Genomic DNA, 18,435 nt, shown 5'->3' on the forward strand with positions numbered 1-18,435 from the left:
CATATATTCGCCGTCAAAGAAACCGGTCACCGTCGAGCAGGTTTGATAGTTATAGTTGCGGCCGATGGTGCCTTTACCGGTGCGCGGATCGTACTGCTGGCCGATTTTCGACAGCAACATCAGGCGCACATTGTCCATCTGATAAGCGGTAATACAGACGATATCGGCGGGCTGGAAGCCGAGTTCGCCCTCTTTGGTGATAAATTTCACCCCTTTCACCGTTTTGCCGTCATCATGCTTCACCGCATGCAGCACTTCGGTATCGGTCAGCAAGGTGAAGTTTTTACGGCGCATTAGCGCGGGCAGAATGCAGGCCTGCGGTGAGGATTTAGAGAAGTTGCCGCAGCCATGAAAATCACAGAAACCGCAGTAGGTGCACGGCCCCATGGTGACGCCCAGTGGATTCACATAGGCCTGCGAAATATTGCCTGCCGGGATGGTAAACGGATGGTACCCCATCTTTTCCGTGGTCTGGCGATAGCGGCGCATCCAGTGGGTATCTTTCAGCGGCGGCGTCGGGTAGTCGCGGGATCGCGGCCCTTCGAAGATATTTCCGCCCGGCTGGGGCTGGCCGTTCAGATTACCGGCGATGCCGGACGTACCGGCAATGCGCTCAAACCGGTCGTAAAACGGTGCCATTTCGTCGTAAGTCACGCCCCAGTCCTGCAACTGTAAGCCTTTCATTTTGGCGGCGCCGTAGCGTTCGCGGGTCTGCGTGGCGACCTCAAAGTCCCACGGTGAGAAACGCCAGGACATCCCCGCCCAGTGCGTGCCTGCGCCGCCCACGTTCCAGCCATACTGAAACGCTGACCAGTTACGCACCGGCGCGGCATCCTGATTGCTACGGTTGCGGAAGGTGGTGGTTTCCACGCTCATTGGCTGCATAATTTTGCGACGGGTGCGCCAGCGCAGCTCATCCGGATCGATGGCGGGTGGGAAATCGGTCGAGGTGTCGCGCCATGCGCCGCGCTCAATCGCCACCACTTCCAGACCGGCGCGAGTCAGTTCTTCCGCCATCACGGAACCCGCCCAGCCGAGGCCGACAATCACCACATCGGCTCTTTTTCTTACTTGTGACATCTGCTCTGCTCCGAAAGATTAATTGTCAGGAATAAGGCTGACAGGAATTAACGCTAAATTTTCATTATGACGATCGATATAAGGACGGTAGTCATAGCGTGCACCAGGAAAACCAATCATCTTCCAGCCCGCCATATTTTTATTTCCGCCATAAATTGGATCGGCCAGATAACCTTCACGAGCGTTTTGCAGCATCAGTTCAAAAAATGCCTGGCTGTTAACCTGGTCGCCAAGATTAATTTTTCCCGCTTCCATCTGTTTCAGAAAACTGTCAATCTGTGCGGCATCCAGCGTGTGAAAGGATGCCTGGTGATGATGGCGCGACCAGGCTTCCAGCGCTTTCAGCCCGGTCATATAGCGCTCTTTCGGCGAGGTCAGAAACTGTGGGCTACCCATCAGTTGCTCTTCGTTATCCGGATGCAGTGGCCCTTGCAAATACAGCGCCGCGCCCGAGCCGTAATCCCCCGCCAGTTCGCCATCAACAAACTCGATACAGCCCGCTTCGGTGGCGGATGGGCCGTGACTGTCGGCCGGTATTATCCGGTCAAAAACCGCCGAAAGATTCTTTCTGTCAGTTTCATTGGTTAATACCCGGTAGCCCTGTTGCCAGACCGGTTGTGGCAGGTGATCGGCACTGAGACCGGTCTCCAGCGGCACATTGTGCATCTCGCGGGCGCTCAGTTTTGGCGCAACCGCGAGTGATGCGACGACAGACGTTAGCGAAAATATCGCTTCTCTACGGTTCATGGTTATTTCCTTAAATAAAACCACTTAATTTATATTTTTCAGACACACTATTTTTTGGCGGCAGCAGTTATTCCGCGCCAGAATGGAACGAAATAAGCAGTACCACAAAAATAAACCCGAGGAATTAAACCATAAGGCCATCGACAGAACGCGCTAACGCCTTCCGCGAGAAAGTTATTATAGTGACAGGGTGTTTAACGGCATCCCGGTTAAATTATTAATACATTATTTATTATAATATTTTGTAAGCGGTGATCGTTTTGCCACCGCTCAGTGATAACACGTCAGTTCAGACCGTAACGGGTCAGACTTTCCCGGCTCTGGCGACCAATTTCCCACAGGTCATATTCCCAGCAGCGCGGGCTGAGCCATTCAGGCGACCAGACGCCGTCATAGCCGGTAGCGTTGACCGCCTCGATCCAGCGGGCAATATCCACATCCCCTTCGCCCGGCGCATAGTTACGCTGTACCCACTCATCCCACGCTTCACCGTCGCGAGCGGCGCGGCCATCACAAAAATGGACGCCGTAAATCAGTTGCTTATCCATCGCAGCAACCTCTTCTGGCCGGGTATTGCCGCCGGCGTGAAGATGCCAGAAATCGATCACCAGCCCGACATTGTCTTTGCCGGTTTGCGCAATGATATCCAGCGCCTGACTGAGAGAATTAAAGGCGGTAAAGGCCACCACTTCGATCTGGAATTTAATGCCCATCGGCTTGCCAATATCGGCAATCGCCGCAATATTGTCGACCAGAATACGATTTCGCTCAGACTCAGAGAGGTGATCAAGCTCGGTCAGCGCCATAACCTGCACCACCGGACAGTTCAGTTCAGCCGCTGCACGGCAAATTTTCTCGGCTTCCTGTAACATCGCCGCCCGCTCATCTGGCTGATGACGACCAATACGTTTCAGCGCATTAATACAGGTAATATCAATCTGATATTTTGCCATCAGCTGGCGATAATCAGCGTAACTGCCGCCGTTATCCAGATAGCGGAACAGATGTTCAGGTAGCAGTTCCAGGCCGGTAAAGCCGGAATCGTGAGCAATACGTAACTGGGTAACAGCATTGCTGTACCAGACTGATACTCCGTGCAATGACAACTTCATCTCTACTCCTTGCCCCTCAGATTTTCAGATGAGACCGCCGGATGCGCAGTTCCCCCTGACGCCATTCACCTGCCGTGGAGCTTTCGCCCTCCAGCAGGCGATTTAATGCCTCATTGATCAACCGGTCGGTGCGCTGACTGAACGTCGTCAGTTGCCACGCGGGCGCACTCGCCTCGTCAATATCATCGAAACCGACGATAGCAATCTGGCAGTGTTTGTCGCGTATTGCCTCAAGCGTGCCAATCGCCAGAATATCGTTTTCACAGAACATCGCCTCGACAGGCTGCCCGCTGGTAGCCAGGTAGTCGCTCATCGTCTGATAAGCCAGCTGGCGATCATAATGTCCGGCGATGAGCTGAATATCGACCTGCTTTCCCGCCTGTTCTAACGCATCCCGGTAGCCTTCCAGCCGCAATAAATGCGACGAGGCGGTATCGGGCCCTTTCATATAACCAAAGCGCTGATATCCCTGCTCCAGCAGCAGCCTGGCGATCTGCGCTCCGGCCTGATAGCCGTCAATCGTCACGGCCTCGATATCCTGCACCTCGGTGTTGCGACACACCTGCACCAGCGGCACCTGGTGCATATCACGCGCAATGGTAATCAGATCCTCAGTCAAAATGGTGCCGAGGAACAGAATGCCATCAACCTGCAACTGATCGGCTAACGCCATTACCGACTGATAGTGCTCGCCTTCGGTAATGTTCAGCAGCAGCGTCATATAACCACGCGCCTGTAGCGCTTTGGTCACCGTATCGAGCATCAGCATCGAGTGCGGATTTTTCAGCTGGTCGATAGCCACACCGACAATCTGCGTGCGTTTCTGCGACAGGCTGCGCGCCAGCAGATTGGGCCGATAGCCTAAGCGGGTTGCGGCCGCCAGCACTTGCTCGCGCGCATGTTCCGAAATCGATGCGCCGGGGGTAAATGCCCGCGATACCGTCCATTTCGAGACGCCAGCCAGCGCTGCAACATCGCTGGCGGTGGCTTTTTTATGCGTAAGGGGTTCCGATTTTTTAGCCATATTCCCTGCGTTTAACTGTTTTGCGAAGTCGACTGGCACATTGAACGCTAAACGCCACAGAAAATAAACTTTTGCTATCGTCGCGAGTGACTTAAATCCATCAATACTCACGCAAGGCGAATGTCATGTTGCGATTATGTTGCCACTTGCACCCGATTGCAAACACTTTGTGCAACCGGGTGCAAAGACTGATGAGATTTTATTCGCTGCGAAGTTTGCACGCTGGACGGGCGTTTTTCGGTTAAAACAGCATCAAGACGGATGAAATCAGAGGCGGGATAAACTAAACCGCACCCTGAGGTGCGGCGGTGTACTAAGCGGAATGGCGGGTCTGCCGTGCCATGCGGGCCAGCGCAGCAATTTGTTTCGTCAGGTGTTGCCGTGTACTTTCATCGGTGATTTCACCCGATTCGGCATCAATGCGGGCGGCAGCCTGACCAATCATAATCTCCGGTTTGTTCAGCACCTGCGCATCAAGGAAAACCATAATCTGACGCAGATGATACTGGGCACGCGCACCGCCAATCATGCCGGGTGACGCCGTCTGAATCGCCACCGGCTTTCCGGCGAAAGGCGTTTCAGGTAAACGTGAAATCCAGTCCAGCGCATTTTTCAACGCGCCCGGCACGGAATAATTGTATTCAGGCATAACGATAATCACGCCATCAGCCTCAGCAATCGCCTGCCCCATTGCCAGCACCGCCGGAGGAAATCCGCTGGCCTGAATATCGGCATCATAGTGGGGCAGCTCACCAATCGAACCGAGTGCGCTGATCTCCACCCCATCGGGTGCCAGAGCAGGCAGATTCTTCGCCACCACCGCATTTAACGAGGCCTTACGTAAACTTCCCAGCAACGTAACCAACTTCACCGCACGCACTTCAGACATAACCCTACCCCTGATTATCATTGATTATTTGAGTAAAAATAATGTTCCAGCTAACAGCCTGCTGCAAGCTTTATCCCACGCCCGTGCCGCTAAGGTGCTGAATGCGCACCTATTGTTGCCACAATGAAACAATCCCGTTCACGGGTTTATCTGCACTAAAACCGCGTTAGGATGACGTTAACGCTGCGGTTGCAGCAACGTTATCCAGCTTAAGGAGTCCGGTCATGGGTGATAAAAAAGTGCAGTGGAACGGTGGTTTACAGTCGGAGGCGGTGGAAATTTTGTCACAAGATGGCGGGATGATCGTCAGCCCAACCAAAGTGGGTTATATCATTATGACCTCCGATAAAGCCGGTCTGGAACGTAAGTTTGAAGCGAAGCAGCGTAAGCGTAATAAACCGGGCGTGGTGTTGTGTGGCTCGCTGGAGCAGTTGAGAGAGCTGGCGCAACTTAATCCGGAAATCGAGCAGCTGTATCAACAGCACTGGGACGCCGATGTGCTGTTGGGCTGCATTCTGCCGTGGAAAACATCGGCGCTGGCGCGCATCCCGGATGACGGTTCGCAACAGCTGATGATGGATGGCCGCCAGACCAGTTGTTTTGTGATTAAGTTCGGTACGCCCGGCGAAATTCTGGCGAAAGAATTGTGGGAAAACCACGGAAAATTCTCCTTTGCCAGCTCGGCTAATCCGTCCGGAAAAGGTAACCGTGGGCTGGTGGAAGGTATCGGTGAACGTATAGAACAACGCGCCGACCTGATTATCGCGGCTAACGATTACGTTAAATCAATCCAGCCCAACGACAGTACTAAAACGCGCTACGAACAGGGGGTGATGGTGTCGATGGTGGATGCCGAAGGCCAGCTGGTGCCGCAACAGCACGGTGAGCGCAAAGTGACGCCCTGCCCGATTCTGATCCGTAAAGGTCTGGATGTGGAGAAAATTATGGCGATGATGTCCGAAACCTTTACCAGCTGGGATTACCGCCACGGCGATTACTACTGATTACCGTCCAGGCCTGAGCCGGAACCGGAAAGGCGCAGGCCAACTTAGTGAAACGGAGTACCCGGATAAACGCTGAGGATTATTTCTGCCGTGCAACAATGAGCCGGTTTCGCTACAGTAGCATGATGCTGATTCTCTTCAGGACCGTCGATGGACATTGAAAACCTGACCGCGATGGCGGTATTTGCCCGGGTGGTGGAAACCCTGAGCTTTACCGAAGCCGCCCGCTCATTACAGATGTCAAAATCTTCTGTCAGTCGCGAGATTTCGCGGCTGGAAGTCCGCCTGGGCGCACAATTGCTGCATCGCACCACCCGCACCATTGCAGTGACTGAGGTCGGGCTGAGTTACTATCAGTACTGCTACCGCATACTGAATGAGGTAAAAAGCGCGCAGCGTTTTATCCGTAATGTGCATGAAGAACCTCTCGGCAATCTGCATTTAGTCGCGCCGGTCACCTTCGGTTGCCAATGTATTGTGCCGGCCTTAAATAGCTTTATTGCCGGGAATATTCACGTCACTGTCGATCTCGATCTGACCGACAGAGCGGTGCATATTGATGAGGATCCTTTTGATATTGCGATTGTTATCGACCGCGATTCTCCTGATGATTCACGCGCGAAGCCACTGATTGATATCACCTGGGGGCTGTACGCCACGCCGGACTATCTCCGTCAGTATCCGGAAATTGAAAAACCGGAAGACCTGCCGCGTTATGACTATATTCTGTTTCGCGGGCCCGCCCACACCATTTCCCTGCCGTTTCGCAAAGATAAGCACAAGATCGATATCGACGTGCGCAGCCGTTTTCGGGCCAATAACAGCGTTGCGTTGATGAGTTCAGCGCTGGCGGGTGGAGGCATTGCTTATCTGCCTGATTATATGACGAGAGAAGCATTGTCCAGTGGAAAACTGATCCGCCTGCTGCCCGGCTGGCGCATGGATACTTACCATGCCTGGATGCTGTTTAAGTCGGAACACAATTTATCTTCACGCGTCAGGCGTTTTGCCAGCGATCTGCAACAACGCCTGCAACGTGAACTGCCGTGAAACCATCAGGAAATTTAATCGCAGAGATTGTTGATTAAAATTCAGCCAGCCACCCTTCCTGTACGCGCGCCACCCGGTTAGCGCGATTGTCATTCAGCAGTCATTAAATCGTCATCCGGGCTGTTTACTGTCGCCAGAAAGCCACCGGAGGGATGCCCGTGTTTACTATTGAAACCGTATTGGACGACCTTTATCCGCAGCGCAATACGCCTGGCTGGCAAAAAAACGTGCTGCGAATACTGCTCCATGAAAAAGAGTTTCAGCAATTTAACCAGCAGCATCGCCACCTGAAGGGGCTGGACAGGGTGGAACAGGTGCTGGAGTACCTGGATATTCGCTGTGAGCTTAGCGAGCGCGATCTGGAGCAGATTCCCAGCCAGGGCCCGGTGGTGATCGTTGCCAACCATCCGCTGGGCACGCTGGATGGGCTGGCTCTGTTGCATGCAGTGTCGCAGGTGCGGCGCGATGTCAAAATTGTCACCAGCCGCCTGCTGAACTGCCTCGAATCGTTGCGCAGCCTGATGGTGCCAGTGGACAATATGGGCAACCGCACCAGCCGCCAGCAGGTGATACTGATGCAAGAGCAGCTGGAAAATCGCGGGGTGCTGATCTTCTTTCCGGCCGGGGAAGTGTCGCGCTTCGGCCCTAAAGGGGTAAAGGACGGGAAATGGCGCTCCGGCTTTATCCGCCTCGCCGCCCGGTTTCGTGCACCGGTGGTGCCGATTCACGTCAGCGGGCGCAACAGTCTCCTGTTCTATATTGCCTCGGTAGTGTATCAGCCGCTGTCGATGCTGCTGCTGGTGCGCGAGATGTTTAAACATCGTGGTGCGCGGCTAAAGCTGAAAATTGGTGCACGCATTCCCTTTGCCAGCTGGCATGATGGCCATACGCCAGCCAAAGAGCTGGCTATGCGCTTCCGACGTCACCTTTACCGCATTGAACAGGGAAAATCCGCGCTGTTTCAGACCGAACCGGCGATTGCCCGTGCGGAGGATCGCGCGGTACTGAAGCGCGCGCTGGAACAGTGTGAAGTCCTCGGCCAGCTTGCCGATGGCAAGATCATCTATCTTTATCGCCGTAACGGCGAAGACTATGTGCCAATCCTGCGTGAGCTGGGGCGGCTACGTGAAATTGCCTTTCGCGCAGTGGGTGAAGGCAGCGGCAAACGGCGCGATCTGGATGACTATGATGACGACTATTATCATCTGATTCTGTGGGATCACCAGGCGCTGGATATTGTCGGTGCCTATCGTTTTCTCCCTACCGCTGAACAGCTGGAACGCAAAGGTGTCAGTGGCATCTACAGCCAGAGTCTGTTTCATTACGATGATCAGATGAACCCGGTGCTGATGCAGGGCATTGAGCTGGGTCGCAGTTTTATTCAGCCCGCTTACTGGGGTAAACGCGGGCTGGACTACTTATGGCTGGGAATTGGCGCTTACCTGGCAAAATATCCGCAATATCGTTATCTGTTTGGTCCGGTGTCAATCTCCGGCGGGATGCCGGTGGCGGCTCGCGACTTGCTGGTGGCGTTTTACCGACTCTACTTCGCCCCGACTCTGCCGCTGGCGACCTCGCGACGGCCATGGCCCGCCTCACTGCCTGCGGTGCTGGCACAGTTTACCGGTGACAACTACCCGGAAGATTTAAAGCGTCTCAAGCAGATGCTGAGCAACCTCGGTACCGCGATTCCGCCGCTGTATAAACAGTATTCCGAACTGTGCGAGCCAGGCGGCGTGCAGTTTATTGATTTTGGCAGCGACCCGGATTTTAACCACTGTATTGACGGGCTGGTGTTGGTGGATTTGACCCGGCTGAAACCCTCGCGCTGGCAGCGTTATATCGCCGTTCATCTTGATGCTGACGTGAAACCTGATTAGCCGGTTTTACTGCGGCTCCGCTAAAACCCTCCCCGCGCCATCACGCAATCCGTATTGGCGCTATCTTTTTCCTCTCCGGCTATGGCAATATACGTTCCATATATGTTTCGTATAGGTGACGTATGGGAATCGTAAAAATCTCAGATTTGATGCATGAGAATTTGCGCATCGCCAGTAATGCCATGAGCCGATCGATAAATGCGCAGGCCGAACACTGGATGAAAATCGGTATGCTGGCCGAGCTATGCCCGCAGCTGACGCACGAGCAGCTGGCGCGCGCACTGGTTAAGGCGGAACTGCAAGGTGGCTCCGATATCGCCAGCCTGCTGCATGCCTTTGATAAGCAGGAGGAAAGACTATGAAAGTAGTAAAACTGCACTCGCAGCCAGAAATTGAACAGGCGCGCGCGGCCGGGCAGGCTGCGGCGCAAGTGCTGGAAATGATTACCCCGTATGTGCGCGCTGGCGTGACGACTGATGAAATTGATCGCCTGTGTCATGACTATCTGGTTAATCAGCTACAGGTGATTCCCGCCAATATCGGTTATCAGGGCTACACCCGCACGGTCTGCACCTCGGTGAATCATGTGGTTTGTCATGGCATCCCGTCGGATAAAAAGCTGAAAAACGGCGATATCGTCAATATCGATGTGGCGATTATTAAAGATGGCTGGTATGGCGATACCAGCAGAATGTATTTTGTCGGTGAACCGTCGGTACGCGCACGTCGGCTGGTTGATATCACCTATCAGTCAATGGTGGCGGGTATTAAGGTGGTTCGTCCGGGTGCCACGCTCGGCGATATCGGCGCGGCGATCCAGCGCGTGGCTGAAGGTGCAGGGTTCTCAGTGGTCAGGGAGTATTGTGGTCATGGCGTGGGCCGGGAGTATCATACCACGCCGCAGGTGCTGCATTACGGCATCGCCGGAGAAGGTATGGTGCTGGAACCGGGCATGATTTTCACCATCGAACCGATGATTAATGTCGGTAAAGCGGCGACCAGCGTGCTGGCGGATGGCTGGACGGTGGTCACCAAAGACCGCTCCCTCTCTGCACAGTGGGAACACACCATTGCGGTAACCGATTCAGGTTATGATTTGCTGACGCCGTGGCCAGAAGGCACCGGCGATTACGAAGCGATTTGAAGCATTACGGGAGCCGAAAACGGCTCCCGTACAGCAAATACCATCCGGTTTACAGCTTTACCGCCGCAAAATGGTGACGCGGTTTGGCAATCTCATCCTGCGCCGCCACCAGCTGGAGTTCATATTCACCCATTTCATGGGTTTTAATCATCACTTCATATACCGCCGCCGTCACATGCTCCAGCGCCTGTTGCAGCGGCTCGCCGTGCAGCAGATTCACCAGCAGCAGACCACTGGTCAGATCGCCAACGCCCACCGGCTGACGCACGCCGAAATCCACCAGCGGACGGCTGATATGGAAAGCTTCGTCAGCGGTGATGAGCAGCATCTCAAAACGATCGCTGCGCAGACCGGCACGCGCCAGATGCTTCACCAGCACCACTTTGGGTCCAAGTGCGATCAGTTCACGTGCTGCGGCGACCGCTTCTTCAACACTGGTCACGCTTTTGCCGCTGAGCATTTCCAGCTCCAGCAGGTTTGGCGCGATAATATCGCTGGCCGGCAGTGCTGCCTTGCAGTGAAACTCAGCGACGCCCGGTGCCACAATACACCCCTTTTCCGGATGACCCATCACCGGATCGCAGAAATACCAGGCGTCGGGGTTAACTGCTTTCACCTGACGAACAATTTGCAGAATATGTTCGCCCTGCTCGGCCGAGCCGAGATAACCACTCAGCACGGCATCACAGGTTTTCAGACGATCGATTTCAGCGATGCCTTGCGCGATCTCCGTCAGATGCGAGGCCGGCATGACTGAGCCAGCCCAGTGACCATATTGAGTATGATTAGAAAACTGAACGGTATTAAGCGGCCAAACGTTTGCGCCCATACGACGCATCGGAAATTCTGACGCGCCGTTGCCGGCATGACCAAAAACCACATGCGACTGGATAGAGAGAATATTTTTCATTATCGGGGGACCTGCACAGCCTTGCCAAAGAAGTGCCGACCTCGCCGGCACTTGAGTATCGATATTATTTTATTTCCAGCACACCAGGCAGTAGTGCTTTTTGCCGCGACGCAGCAGGGTAAAGCGACCAAACAGTTTGTCGCTGTCGCTGAAGCGGTATTCCGCGTCAGACTGCTTCTCACCGTTCACCGTTACCGCATTAGAACCGATCATGGTGCGCGCCTGGCCACGGGATGGCACCAGCTGAGCATTGACCAGTGCCTGTTGCAGATCGTCTTCTGCCGCCAGTTCGATGGTCGGCATACCGTCTTGCGCCAGCTGCTCGAAGTCCGCTTCGGTCATCTCATTCAATGCACCGGAGAACAGGCTCTGAGTAATACGTTTTGCCGCTGCCAGACCGTCTTCACCGTGCACCAGCTTCGTCACCACTTCGGCCAGCACGTACTGAGCACGTGGCGCTTTCCCGCTGTTTTTATCTTCTTCTTCCAGCGCGTTGATCTCGTCAAGGCTCATAAAGGTAAAGAATTTCAGGAAGCGATACACATCGGCATCGGCTGTGTTAATCCAGAACTGATAGAATTTGTACGGGCTGGTTTTCTTCGCGTCGAGCCAGACTGCGCCACCTTCGGTTTTACCAAATTTGGTACCATCGGCTTTGGTAATCAACGGCACTGTCAGGCCAAATACCTGATTCTGGTGCAGACGACGCGTCAGGTCGATACCAGAGGTGATATTGCCCCACTGGTCGGAACCGCCAATCTGTAACGCCACGCCGTGACGCTCGTTCAGGCAGGCAAAGTCATAACCCTGCAACAGGTTGTAGGAAAACTCGGTGTAAGAGATTCCCTGATCGTCACGATTCAGGCGCTGTTTAACCGCTTCCTTGTTAATCATCTGATTAACAGAGAAGTGCTTACCAATATCGCGCAGGAAAGTCAGCACGTTCATGCCGCCAAACCAGTCATAGTTATTGGCGGCAATGGCGCTGTTGTCACCGCAGTCAAAATCAAGGAACGGTGCCACCTGATGACGAATCTTGTCAACCCACTCATTAACGGTATCGGCGGTGTTGAGTTTACGTTCGGCTGCTTTGAAGCTTGGATCGCCAATCAGTCCGGTTGCACCCCCTACCAGTGCAACCGGTTTATGTCCGGCGTCCTGAAAGCGTTTCAGGCAAAGCAACGGCACCAGATGCCCCAAATGCAAGCTGTCGGCGGTCGGATCGAAGCCGCAATAGAGTGCGATTGGCCCTTGCGCCAGTCGTGCTACTAACGCGTCCTCATCCGTTACCTGGGCGACAAGGCCCCGCTCTTGCAATTGTTTAATCAGGTTACTGCTGGCCATCAAAGACTCCATGTAGAAACGACTGCACCTGGGCTGGTACACAGCTTTCCGCCTGGATGCGGAAGAAAAAATATGGGCTATAGAATAAAGCGCTGAAGGATTCAGTGCCAGCGCTTATAGGGATATTTCAGCAAATCATGGGGCCAGTCGGTCGATTTTCCAGCCCTCACCGTCGCGCTGATAGATGAAGCGATCGTGCAGGCGATGTTCTCCGCCCTGCCAGAACTCCATGGCGTCGATTTTAATGCGGAATCCGCCCCAGAAACTGGGTAACGGGATCTCGCCCTGCTGAAACTTCTGCTTCAGCTCAAGGAATTTACTTTCCAGCACGCCACGCGCGGAAATCCGGCTCGACTGTCTGGATACCCAGGCACCGATCTGACTGTCACGCGGTCGGCTGTGGAAGTACTTCATCACTTCCAGCGCCGACAGTTTTTCCACCCTGCCCAGCACCATCACCTGACGCTCCAGCATATGCCACGGAAACAGCAGGCTGATGCGCGGATTATTCTCCAGCTGATGCGCTTTACGGCTGCCGAGATTGGTGTAAAACACCATTCCTTGCCGATCATAGTGTTTCAGCAGCACAATGCGTTGATACGGCTGGCCGTTTTCATCAACGGTTGCCACGCTCATCGCGGTGGGATCGGGCAGCTGAGCATCGCATGCCTGGCGCAGCCAGTGTTCAAACAGATCGAGTGGTTGTTCAGGAAGATCCTTACGGCGCAGGCCACCACGCGTATATTCGCGACGCAGATGGGCAATCTGTTGCAGGTTATCGCTATCGGTCATAAAAAAGGCTTCTGGAAAATAAAAAAGGGTGAAGCCATTGTGCGCTTCACCCCGATGAACTTCAACGACTTAACGGCCTGATTGCAGCTGACAATCATCAATAATAATTTTATCGTTACGCTCAATAAAAGCGCCGTCGCCTTTCGACCAGAATACGTAGTTACCGTCGCTGTAGCGCGTGCCGGACGCGGCGACCTGCTGTTTCAGCGTCAGCGGTTTACCATCCAGAATCAGACTGACCTGCTGCTGCGGGTTGTCCAGCTTCACCGTCAGCGGCATCGTGCCGCAGGTATAATGCAGGGTTTCGATCTGCTGCGGGTCAGAGTGCGACATCAGGCCACACCCCGACAAGGTTAACAAAGCAGCCGCTACCATCAGGCAGTTTTTCATCAATCACTCCTTTTTTCCGCTATTACAGCGCATCAGTGTGAACCATCGGAATAATTAGCCGGGTAAATCGCGCCCAGCACGCTGGCACGGCTGGCACCGGTAACGGAGGGCAAATTCCCCGGCAGGCCGGATAACGTCCGATAGGCCAGCCAGGCAAAAGCCAGTGCTTCCATATCATCGCCACTGATTCCCATCGCATCGGTGCTGAGCACTTCCGTTCCTGCCAGTTGTGCCGCCAGACGCGCCATCAGCAGCGGGTTACGGCTGCCGCCGCCGCAGACCATCAGACGCTCGCAGCCGCCGCTTAACAATACCTGCCCGGCAATAGTGGTGGCTGTCAGCTCGGTCAGCGTCGCCTGCACATCTTGCGCCACCAGTGCCGGAAAAGCACTCAGCTGTTTCTCAATCCAGCCGAGATTAAAATATTCTCGCCCGGTGCTTTTTGGTGCCGGCAACGCGAACCAGGGATCGGCCAGCATCGATTGCAGCAGCGGGACAATCACTTTGCCGCTGCTGGCCCACTCGCCGTCTTTGTCATACGCTTTGCCGCGTTGACGCCAGATCCACGCGTCCATCAGCATATTGCCCGGCCCGGTATCGTAGCCGCGCACCGGCTGACCCGGTATCAGCAGCGATAAATTCGCGATGCCGCCAATATTCAACACCATACGTCGCTCGCTGGGGTGCATCAGCAGCGCCTGATGGAAAGCGGGAACCAGCGGTGCGCCCTGCCCACCCAACGCCATATCGCGCCGACGAAAATCGCCGACCACGGTGATGCCGGTCGCGGCAGCAATCTGATTATTATCGCCAATTTGCTGGGTATTGGGCGCCTCACCCAGCGGCTCGTGCCACACCGTCTGGCCGTGACAACCAATAGCGGTAATATCGGAGGCCTCCAGCCCCTTCTGCTGCATCATGGTCAGCACGGCCTCGGCAAACAACCGACCGAGACGCGTATCCAGTTGGCCCAGCTGCGATAAGGTCAGACTCTGTCCCTGACATATTGCCAGCACTTGCTGGCGCAGATCGGGCGGGAACGGGTGGATATAACTGGCCTGCTGCGCTACCATGCGCTCGTCAATGGCTGCCAGCACCACATCAACACCATCGAGGCTGGTGCCGGACATCACTCCAATATAACGTCCTGATTTCATTTCGTTGCCTTAATCTCGCGCCCGGAAAGAGCCGTTACTTCAGCCTGGCAAAAATAACCGTGTAATACTATGATTAATTGTCGTTTTTTGAAGCGACATACGGTTTTTACTGAAAGTCCATCCGGTTGGTATGGTTATTGAATTTTCGTTTAACCTTGCTTCGGTATGCTGCGCCTGTCGGCTTTTTTGACTAAAATCAGCATCAGGCGAGACTTGTGCCATATAATATGGTTAGCAATGGCTGCACCTTTTGCGTAGCCAATAAGTAATTAAGGAGCATCACAATGATCAAGCGTTTGTTTGTCGTGGCACTGACCGGGATAACGCTGGCAGGCTGTACAAATACCAGCTCCCTTTCCGGTGACGTTTACAGCGCTTCTGAAGCCAAGCAGGTTCAGAGCGTCACTTACGGCACGCTGGTTTCAGTTCGTCCGGTGCAAATTCAGGGCGGTGACGACAGTAACGTCATTGGCGCAATCGGCGGTGCGGTGCTTGGTGGCTTCCTTGGTAATACGATTGGCGGCGGTAGCGGACGCAGTCTGGCAACCGCAGGTGGTGCGGTACTGGGCGGCGTAGCCGGTCAGGGCGTGCAGGGTGCCATGAATAAAACCGATGGCGTCGAGCTGGAAGTGCGTAAAGATGATGGCAACACCATTCTGGTGGTGCAGAAACAGGCCGCAACCCGTTACTCGGTGGGTCAGCGCGTGATGCTGGCGTCCAACGGCAGCCAGGTTACCGTTTCCCCACGTTAACTGGCGCATAAAAAACCGGCGTCAGGCGCCGGTTTTGTTTAACTGTTATTCCGTTTTATTGTGCAACTCGAGAATATTTTTCTCCAGCCGCGCAATCAGCGTGACCAGCAGATTAATCTCCTGCATAGAGATCCCCGCAAGAATATCATCGCGTGTTGCATCAATCACATGCTCCACTTCACTGATGATCGGCTCGGCCTCTTTGGTCAGCTTGATGCGTTTTGCACGACGGTCGTTGGCACAAGTGCAACGGGTAATAAGCCCTTTCTCCTCCAGCTGGTCCAGCGTTCTTACCAGTGAAGGTTGTTCAATACCAATTGCCTTAGCCAGCTGAATCTGTGACTGATCCGGCGGCAACTGATGAATATTATGCAGTGTGACCCAATGAGTTTGCGTCAGCTCCAACGGTTTAAGCCGTTGATCAATCAGAGCGCGCCATATGCGCACCAATCGTGCCAGGTCCGTTCCTAGTGGCGTATCCATTTCATCTCCTTATAATTAGCTTGCTAGCTATCAAGCCTGATTCTAGACTATTCTGCGAGTTTACAGGACAAAATACAAATTCAGCGCAAACGCGCATTTGAAAGCGTATTTTAATTTCGGGTTCCCTCGCCTGCCCGCAATGAAGGATGACGAAACGTGTCGACAATGCTACTGAGTTCCGCAGCTCCCCTCACTGACCTGGTTTTTGGTGCTTCGCTGTTTTTTCCGCCGATTTTTAAAGCGGTCCTGCTCGGTTTCCTTATCTGGTTATTGCTACACCCTCTGATACGAGGCTGGCTCTATTCCGGCGAAATCTGGCACCCCACGCTCATGGATCTGTCGCTGTTTGTGCTGTGTGTAAGTGCATCATTATGGTTGTCTGGACGCTGGTGATTAGATGAAACTGAATAGCTTAAAGTACTTCTCAACGGTGATTGTTTTTGCTGCCGCACTGTGCGCCGGTTGGTGGCTGTGGAACTACTACATGCAATCGCCATGGACGCGAGATGGCAAAGTGCGCGCCGAACTGGTTGATATTACGCCACAGGTGTCAGGACGCATAGATAAACTACTGGTGAAGGATAATCAGTGGGTAAAAAAAGGCAGCCTGCTGTTTACTCTCGATGACGAACCTTATCGTATCGCGCTGCTAAATGCTGAAGCGCAGCTGAGCAAAGCGCAGGCCGACTTACAAAAAGTCCAGCACGAAGCCAGTCGTCGTCGCAGCCTGCCGCGCAATGTGATTTCGGCAGAAGATATGGATGCGGCCAATCTGAGCGCCAATGCGGCGGCGGCCAGCGCCAAAGCCGCACAGGCCACGCTGGCACAGGCACAATGGAATCTGCAACAGACGCAGATTTATGCGCCGACCGATGGCTGGATCAGTAATCTCAGTCTGCGATCCGGTAATTATGCCACCAGCGGCGCGCCGGTGTTTGCGCTGGTCGACAGCCACTCGTTTTATATTGTCGGTTACTTTGAAGAAACGAAACTTCGCCATATCCGACCTGGTGCCGCCGCCGATATCGTGCTGTACAGCAACGATCGGCGGCTGAAGGGTTACGTAGAGAGTATTGGCCGGGCGATTTACGATCAGAGCATCGAAAGCGACAGCGGGCTGGTGCCGGATATCAAACCAAATGTGCCATGGGTGCGGCTGGCGCAGCGAGTGCCGGTGCGAATCGCCATCAGCGAGATTCCGGACGACCTGCCACTGGTGGCCGGTACTACCGCAACCGTCTCGATTCAGCCCTGATCCGTGATCAATCTCAGCTGGCTGGAATGGAAACAACTGCCGTGGATTAAGGCCACCCGCGGCCAGTGGCGCTATGCATTACGCAATGCCCTTGCCATGTGTCTGGCGCTCAGTATTGCTTACGCGCTGGATCTTGATGAACCCTACTGGGCGATGACCTCTGCGGCGGTGGTCAGCTTCCCGACCGTTGGCGGTGTGATCAGTAAAAGTCTGGGGCGCATCGCCGGTAGCTTACTGGGTGCCAGCGCGGCGCTGCTGATTGCCGGCCATACCCTGAATGAGCCGTGGCTGTTTACTTTGGCAATTGCCAGCTGGCTGGCGCTCTGCACCTGGATTGCCAATCACTTTCAGAATAATGTTGCCTACGCGTTTTCGCTGGCGGGTTACACCGCGGCGATTATCGCCTTCAGCACGGTGAATATCACCGAGATTGGCGACCTGTGGGAAATTACCCAGGCTCGCGTCTGCGAGGTGATTTCCGGCATTCTTTGCGGCGGTCTGATGATGATGATCCTGCCGAGCACCTCAGATGGCGATACTTTGATCACCTCGCTGAACACTCAGCACGCCCGGCTACTGGAACATGCTGCGCTACTGTTGCAGCCAGAAATTACCGATAATATGCGCACCGCTCATGAAAATGTGATCGGCCAGATCCTCACCATGAATCTGCTGCGCATTCAGGCGTTCTGGAGTCACTACCGCTTTCGCCGACAAAATAACCTGCTGAACTATGTGCTGCATCAGCAACTGCGGCTGACCAGCGTGATCTCCAGCTTGCGGCGGATGTTGCTTAACTGGCCGGAGCCGCCGGCAGTGCTGTTCAGCGTTATCGATCAATTGTTGAACGAACTGGCACGCCGCGACTGTGATAAGTATCGGCTGGCACAAATTCTGCAAAGCGCGGCGCCGACGGCTGACAATGATTATCGTCATCGCGCCTTCTGGCATCGTCTGCGCTATTTCTGCTGGATGCATCTTAACGTCAGCCGCTGGTTGCGCCAGTTTGAGCGCGCTGATGCCGAAACGCGTTTTTCGCCGCCGCCGGTGCCGTCACTGGCGCGTTATACCGACAGCGCGGAAGCCAGCTGGAGCGCACTGCGCACCTTTAGCGTGATCGTGCTGGGCTGTACTTTCTGGATCAATATCCAGTGGGATGCCGGTAGCGCGGCGCTGACGCTGACGGCCATCAGCTGCGTGCTCTACTCCTCTGCGCCCTCACCGACCGGCAGCATTTCACTGCTGCTGAAAACTCTGCTGCTGCTGTCGCTGTTCAGCTTTGTGGTCAAATTTGGTCTGATGGTGCAGATCAGCCAGCTGTGGCAATTCCTGATCTTTTTGCTGCCGCTGCTGATTACCCTGCAATTGTTTAAGCTGCAACAGAAGCAACGCGCCGGGCTGTGGGGCCAGTTTATTGTGTTT

General features: G+C 54.4%; 20 protein-coding genes. 9 read left to right on the forward strand and 11 right to left on the reverse strand.

Translation table 11 applies throughout. From position 1 onward, the window contains the following. The 5 genes from NG42_RS23405 to NG42_RS07435 all read right to left on the reverse strand — a co-directional run. A partial coding sequence (locus NG42_RS23405; RefSeq protein ID WP_241488324.1) for a GMC family oxidoreductase N-terminal domain-containing protein occupies positions 1-1,080 on the reverse strand: 1,080 nt, incomplete at its 3' end. A gap of 18 nt (positions 1,081-1,098) precedes the next feature. Continuing rightward, entirely contained in the window at positions 1,099-1,827 is a 729-nt protein-coding gene (locus NG42_RS07420) for a gluconate 2-dehydrogenase subunit 3 family protein (protein WP_052898638.1), read from the reverse strand. Between the two features lie 284 nt (positions 1,828-2,111). Continuing rightward, complete coding sequence (locus tag NG42_RS07425; protein ID WP_052898639.1) at positions 2,112-2,939, reverse strand: sugar phosphate isomerase/epimerase family protein; 828 nt, start codon at positions 2,937-2,939, stop codon at positions 2,112-2,114. A 16-nt stretch (positions 2,940-2,955) separates the two neighbouring features. Further along, positions 2,956-3,963 (reverse strand): LacI family DNA-binding transcriptional regulator, encoded by a 1,008-nt coding sequence (locus tag NG42_RS07430; protein ID WP_053115748.1) that lies wholly within the window; start codon positions 3,961-3,963, stop codon positions 2,956-2,958. A gap of 313 nt (positions 3,964-4,276) precedes the next feature. Next, on the reverse strand, positions 4,277-4,852 hold the full coding sequence (locus NG42_RS07435; protein WP_052898640.1) for an NADPH-dependent FMN reductase: 576 nt from the start codon (positions 4,850-4,852) through the stop codon (positions 4,277-4,279). A 224-nt stretch (positions 4,853-5,076) separates the two neighbouring features. Here NG42_RS07435 and NG42_RS07440 point away from each other — a divergent pair, with 224 nt between their 5' ends. The 5 genes from NG42_RS07440 to map all read left to right on the forward strand — a co-directional run bounded on the left by NG42_RS07440 (position 5,077) and on the right by map (position 9,930). Next, positions 5,077-5,856 (forward strand): L-threonylcarbamoyladenylate synthase, encoded by a 780-nt coding sequence (locus tag NG42_RS07440; RefSeq protein ID WP_052898641.1) that lies wholly within the window; start codon positions 5,077-5,079, stop codon positions 5,854-5,856. 150 nt (positions 5,857-6,006) lie between these two features. Continuing rightward, positions 6,007-6,906, forward strand: coding sequence for a LysR family transcriptional regulator (locus tag NG42_RS07445; RefSeq protein ID WP_052898642.1), 900 nt, complete (start codon positions 6,007-6,009; stop codon positions 6,904-6,906). Positions 6,907-7,064: 158 nt separating this feature from the next. Next, on the forward strand, positions 7,065-8,786 hold the full coding sequence (gene olsF, locus NG42_RS07450; RefSeq protein WP_052898705.1) for a bifunctional ornithine lipid synthase OlsF: 1,722 nt from the start codon (positions 7,065-7,067) through the stop codon (positions 8,784-8,786). 122 nt (positions 8,787-8,908) lie between these two features. Continuing rightward, positions 8,909-9,148 carry a ParD-like family protein gene (locus NG42_RS07455; RefSeq protein WP_052898643.1) on the forward strand — a complete coding sequence of 80 codons (240 nt, stop codon included), beginning with the start codon at positions 8,909-8,911 and terminating at the stop codon, positions 9,146-9,148. Then, positions 9,145-9,930 (forward strand): type I methionyl aminopeptidase, encoded by a 786-nt coding sequence (gene map, locus NG42_RS07460; protein WP_052898644.1) that lies wholly within the window; start codon positions 9,145-9,147, stop codon positions 9,928-9,930. The genes NG42_RS07455 and map overlap by 4 nt, the downstream gene beginning before the upstream one ends. Positions 9,931-9,979: 49 nt before the next feature. On the opposite strand, the gene pdxY is transcribed toward map, so the two are convergent. The 5 genes from pdxY to anmK all read right to left on the reverse strand — a co-directional run bounded on the left by pdxY (position 9,980) and on the right by anmK (position 14,523). After that, positions 9,980-10,840 carry a pyridoxal kinase PdxY gene (gene pdxY / locus NG42_RS07465; protein ID WP_052898645.1) on the reverse strand — a complete coding sequence of 287 codons (861 nt, stop codon included), beginning with the start codon at positions 10,838-10,840 and terminating at the stop codon, positions 9,980-9,982. Between the two features lie 69 nt (positions 10,841-10,909). Continuing rightward, on the reverse strand, positions 10,910-12,184 hold the full coding sequence (gene tyrS / locus NG42_RS07470) for a tyrosine--tRNA ligase (RefSeq protein ID WP_052898646.1): 1,275 nt from the start codon (positions 12,182-12,184) through the stop codon (positions 10,910-10,912). Positions 12,185-12,319: 135 nt separating this feature from the next. After that, on the reverse strand, positions 12,320-12,976 hold the full coding sequence (pdxH, locus tag NG42_RS07475; protein WP_052898647.1) for a pyridoxamine 5'-phosphate oxidase: 657 nt from the start codon (positions 12,974-12,976) through the stop codon (positions 12,320-12,322). A gap of 69 nt (positions 12,977-13,045) precedes the next feature. Then, entirely contained in the window at positions 13,046-13,366 is a 321-nt protein-coding gene (locus NG42_RS07480; RefSeq protein ID WP_052898648.1) for an MliC family protein, read from the reverse strand. Positions 13,367-13,398: 32 nt separating this feature from the next. Beyond that, positions 13,399-14,523: an anhydro-N-acetylmuramic acid kinase gene (anmK, locus tag NG42_RS07485; protein WP_052898649.1), complete on the reverse strand. Its 1,125-nt coding sequence runs from the start codon at positions 14,521-14,523 to the stop codon at positions 13,399-13,401. Positions 14,524-14,807: 284 nt separating this feature from the next. Between anmK and slyB the strand changes: the two genes are divergently transcribed. Beyond that, positions 14,808-15,275 carry an outer membrane lipoprotein SlyB gene (slyB, locus tag NG42_RS07490; RefSeq protein WP_052898650.1) on the forward strand — a complete coding sequence of 156 codons (468 nt, stop codon included), beginning with the start codon at positions 14,808-14,810 and terminating at the stop codon, positions 15,273-15,275. 45 nt (positions 15,276-15,320) lie between these two features. Here slyB and slyA read toward each other — a convergent pair whose 3' ends face one another. After that, positions 15,321-15,758 carry a transcriptional regulator SlyA gene (gene slyA, locus NG42_RS07495; RefSeq protein WP_052898651.1) on the reverse strand — a complete coding sequence of 146 codons (438 nt, stop codon included), beginning with the start codon at positions 15,756-15,758 and terminating at the stop codon, positions 15,321-15,323. Positions 15,759-15,923: 165 nt separating this feature from the next. Between slyA and NG42_RS07500 the strand changes: the two genes are divergently transcribed. The 3 genes from NG42_RS07500 to NG42_RS07510 form a co-directional block, all read left to right on the forward strand. Next, positions 15,924-16,151 carry a DUF1656 domain-containing protein gene (locus NG42_RS07500; protein WP_052898652.1) on the forward strand — a complete coding sequence of 76 codons (228 nt, stop codon included), beginning with the start codon at positions 15,924-15,926 and terminating at the stop codon, positions 16,149-16,151. Positions 16,152-16,155: 4 nt separating this feature from the next. Continuing rightward, positions 16,156-17,013 carry an efflux RND transporter periplasmic adaptor subunit gene (locus NG42_RS07505; RefSeq protein WP_052898653.1) on the forward strand — a complete coding sequence of 286 codons (858 nt, stop codon included), beginning with the start codon at positions 16,156-16,158 and terminating at the stop codon, positions 17,011-17,013. 6 nt (positions 17,014-17,019) lie between these two features. Continuing rightward, on the forward strand, positions 17,020-18,435 hold a 1,416-nt coding region (locus NG42_RS07510; protein WP_052898718.1), incomplete at its 3' end, for an FUSC family protein.

Origin of the sequence: Winslowiella iniecta, assembly GCF_001267535.1 — a bacterium.
In the GTDB taxonomy this organism is placed as follows: domain Bacteria; phylum Pseudomonadota; class Gammaproteobacteria; order Enterobacterales; family Enterobacteriaceae; genus Erwinia; species Erwinia iniecta.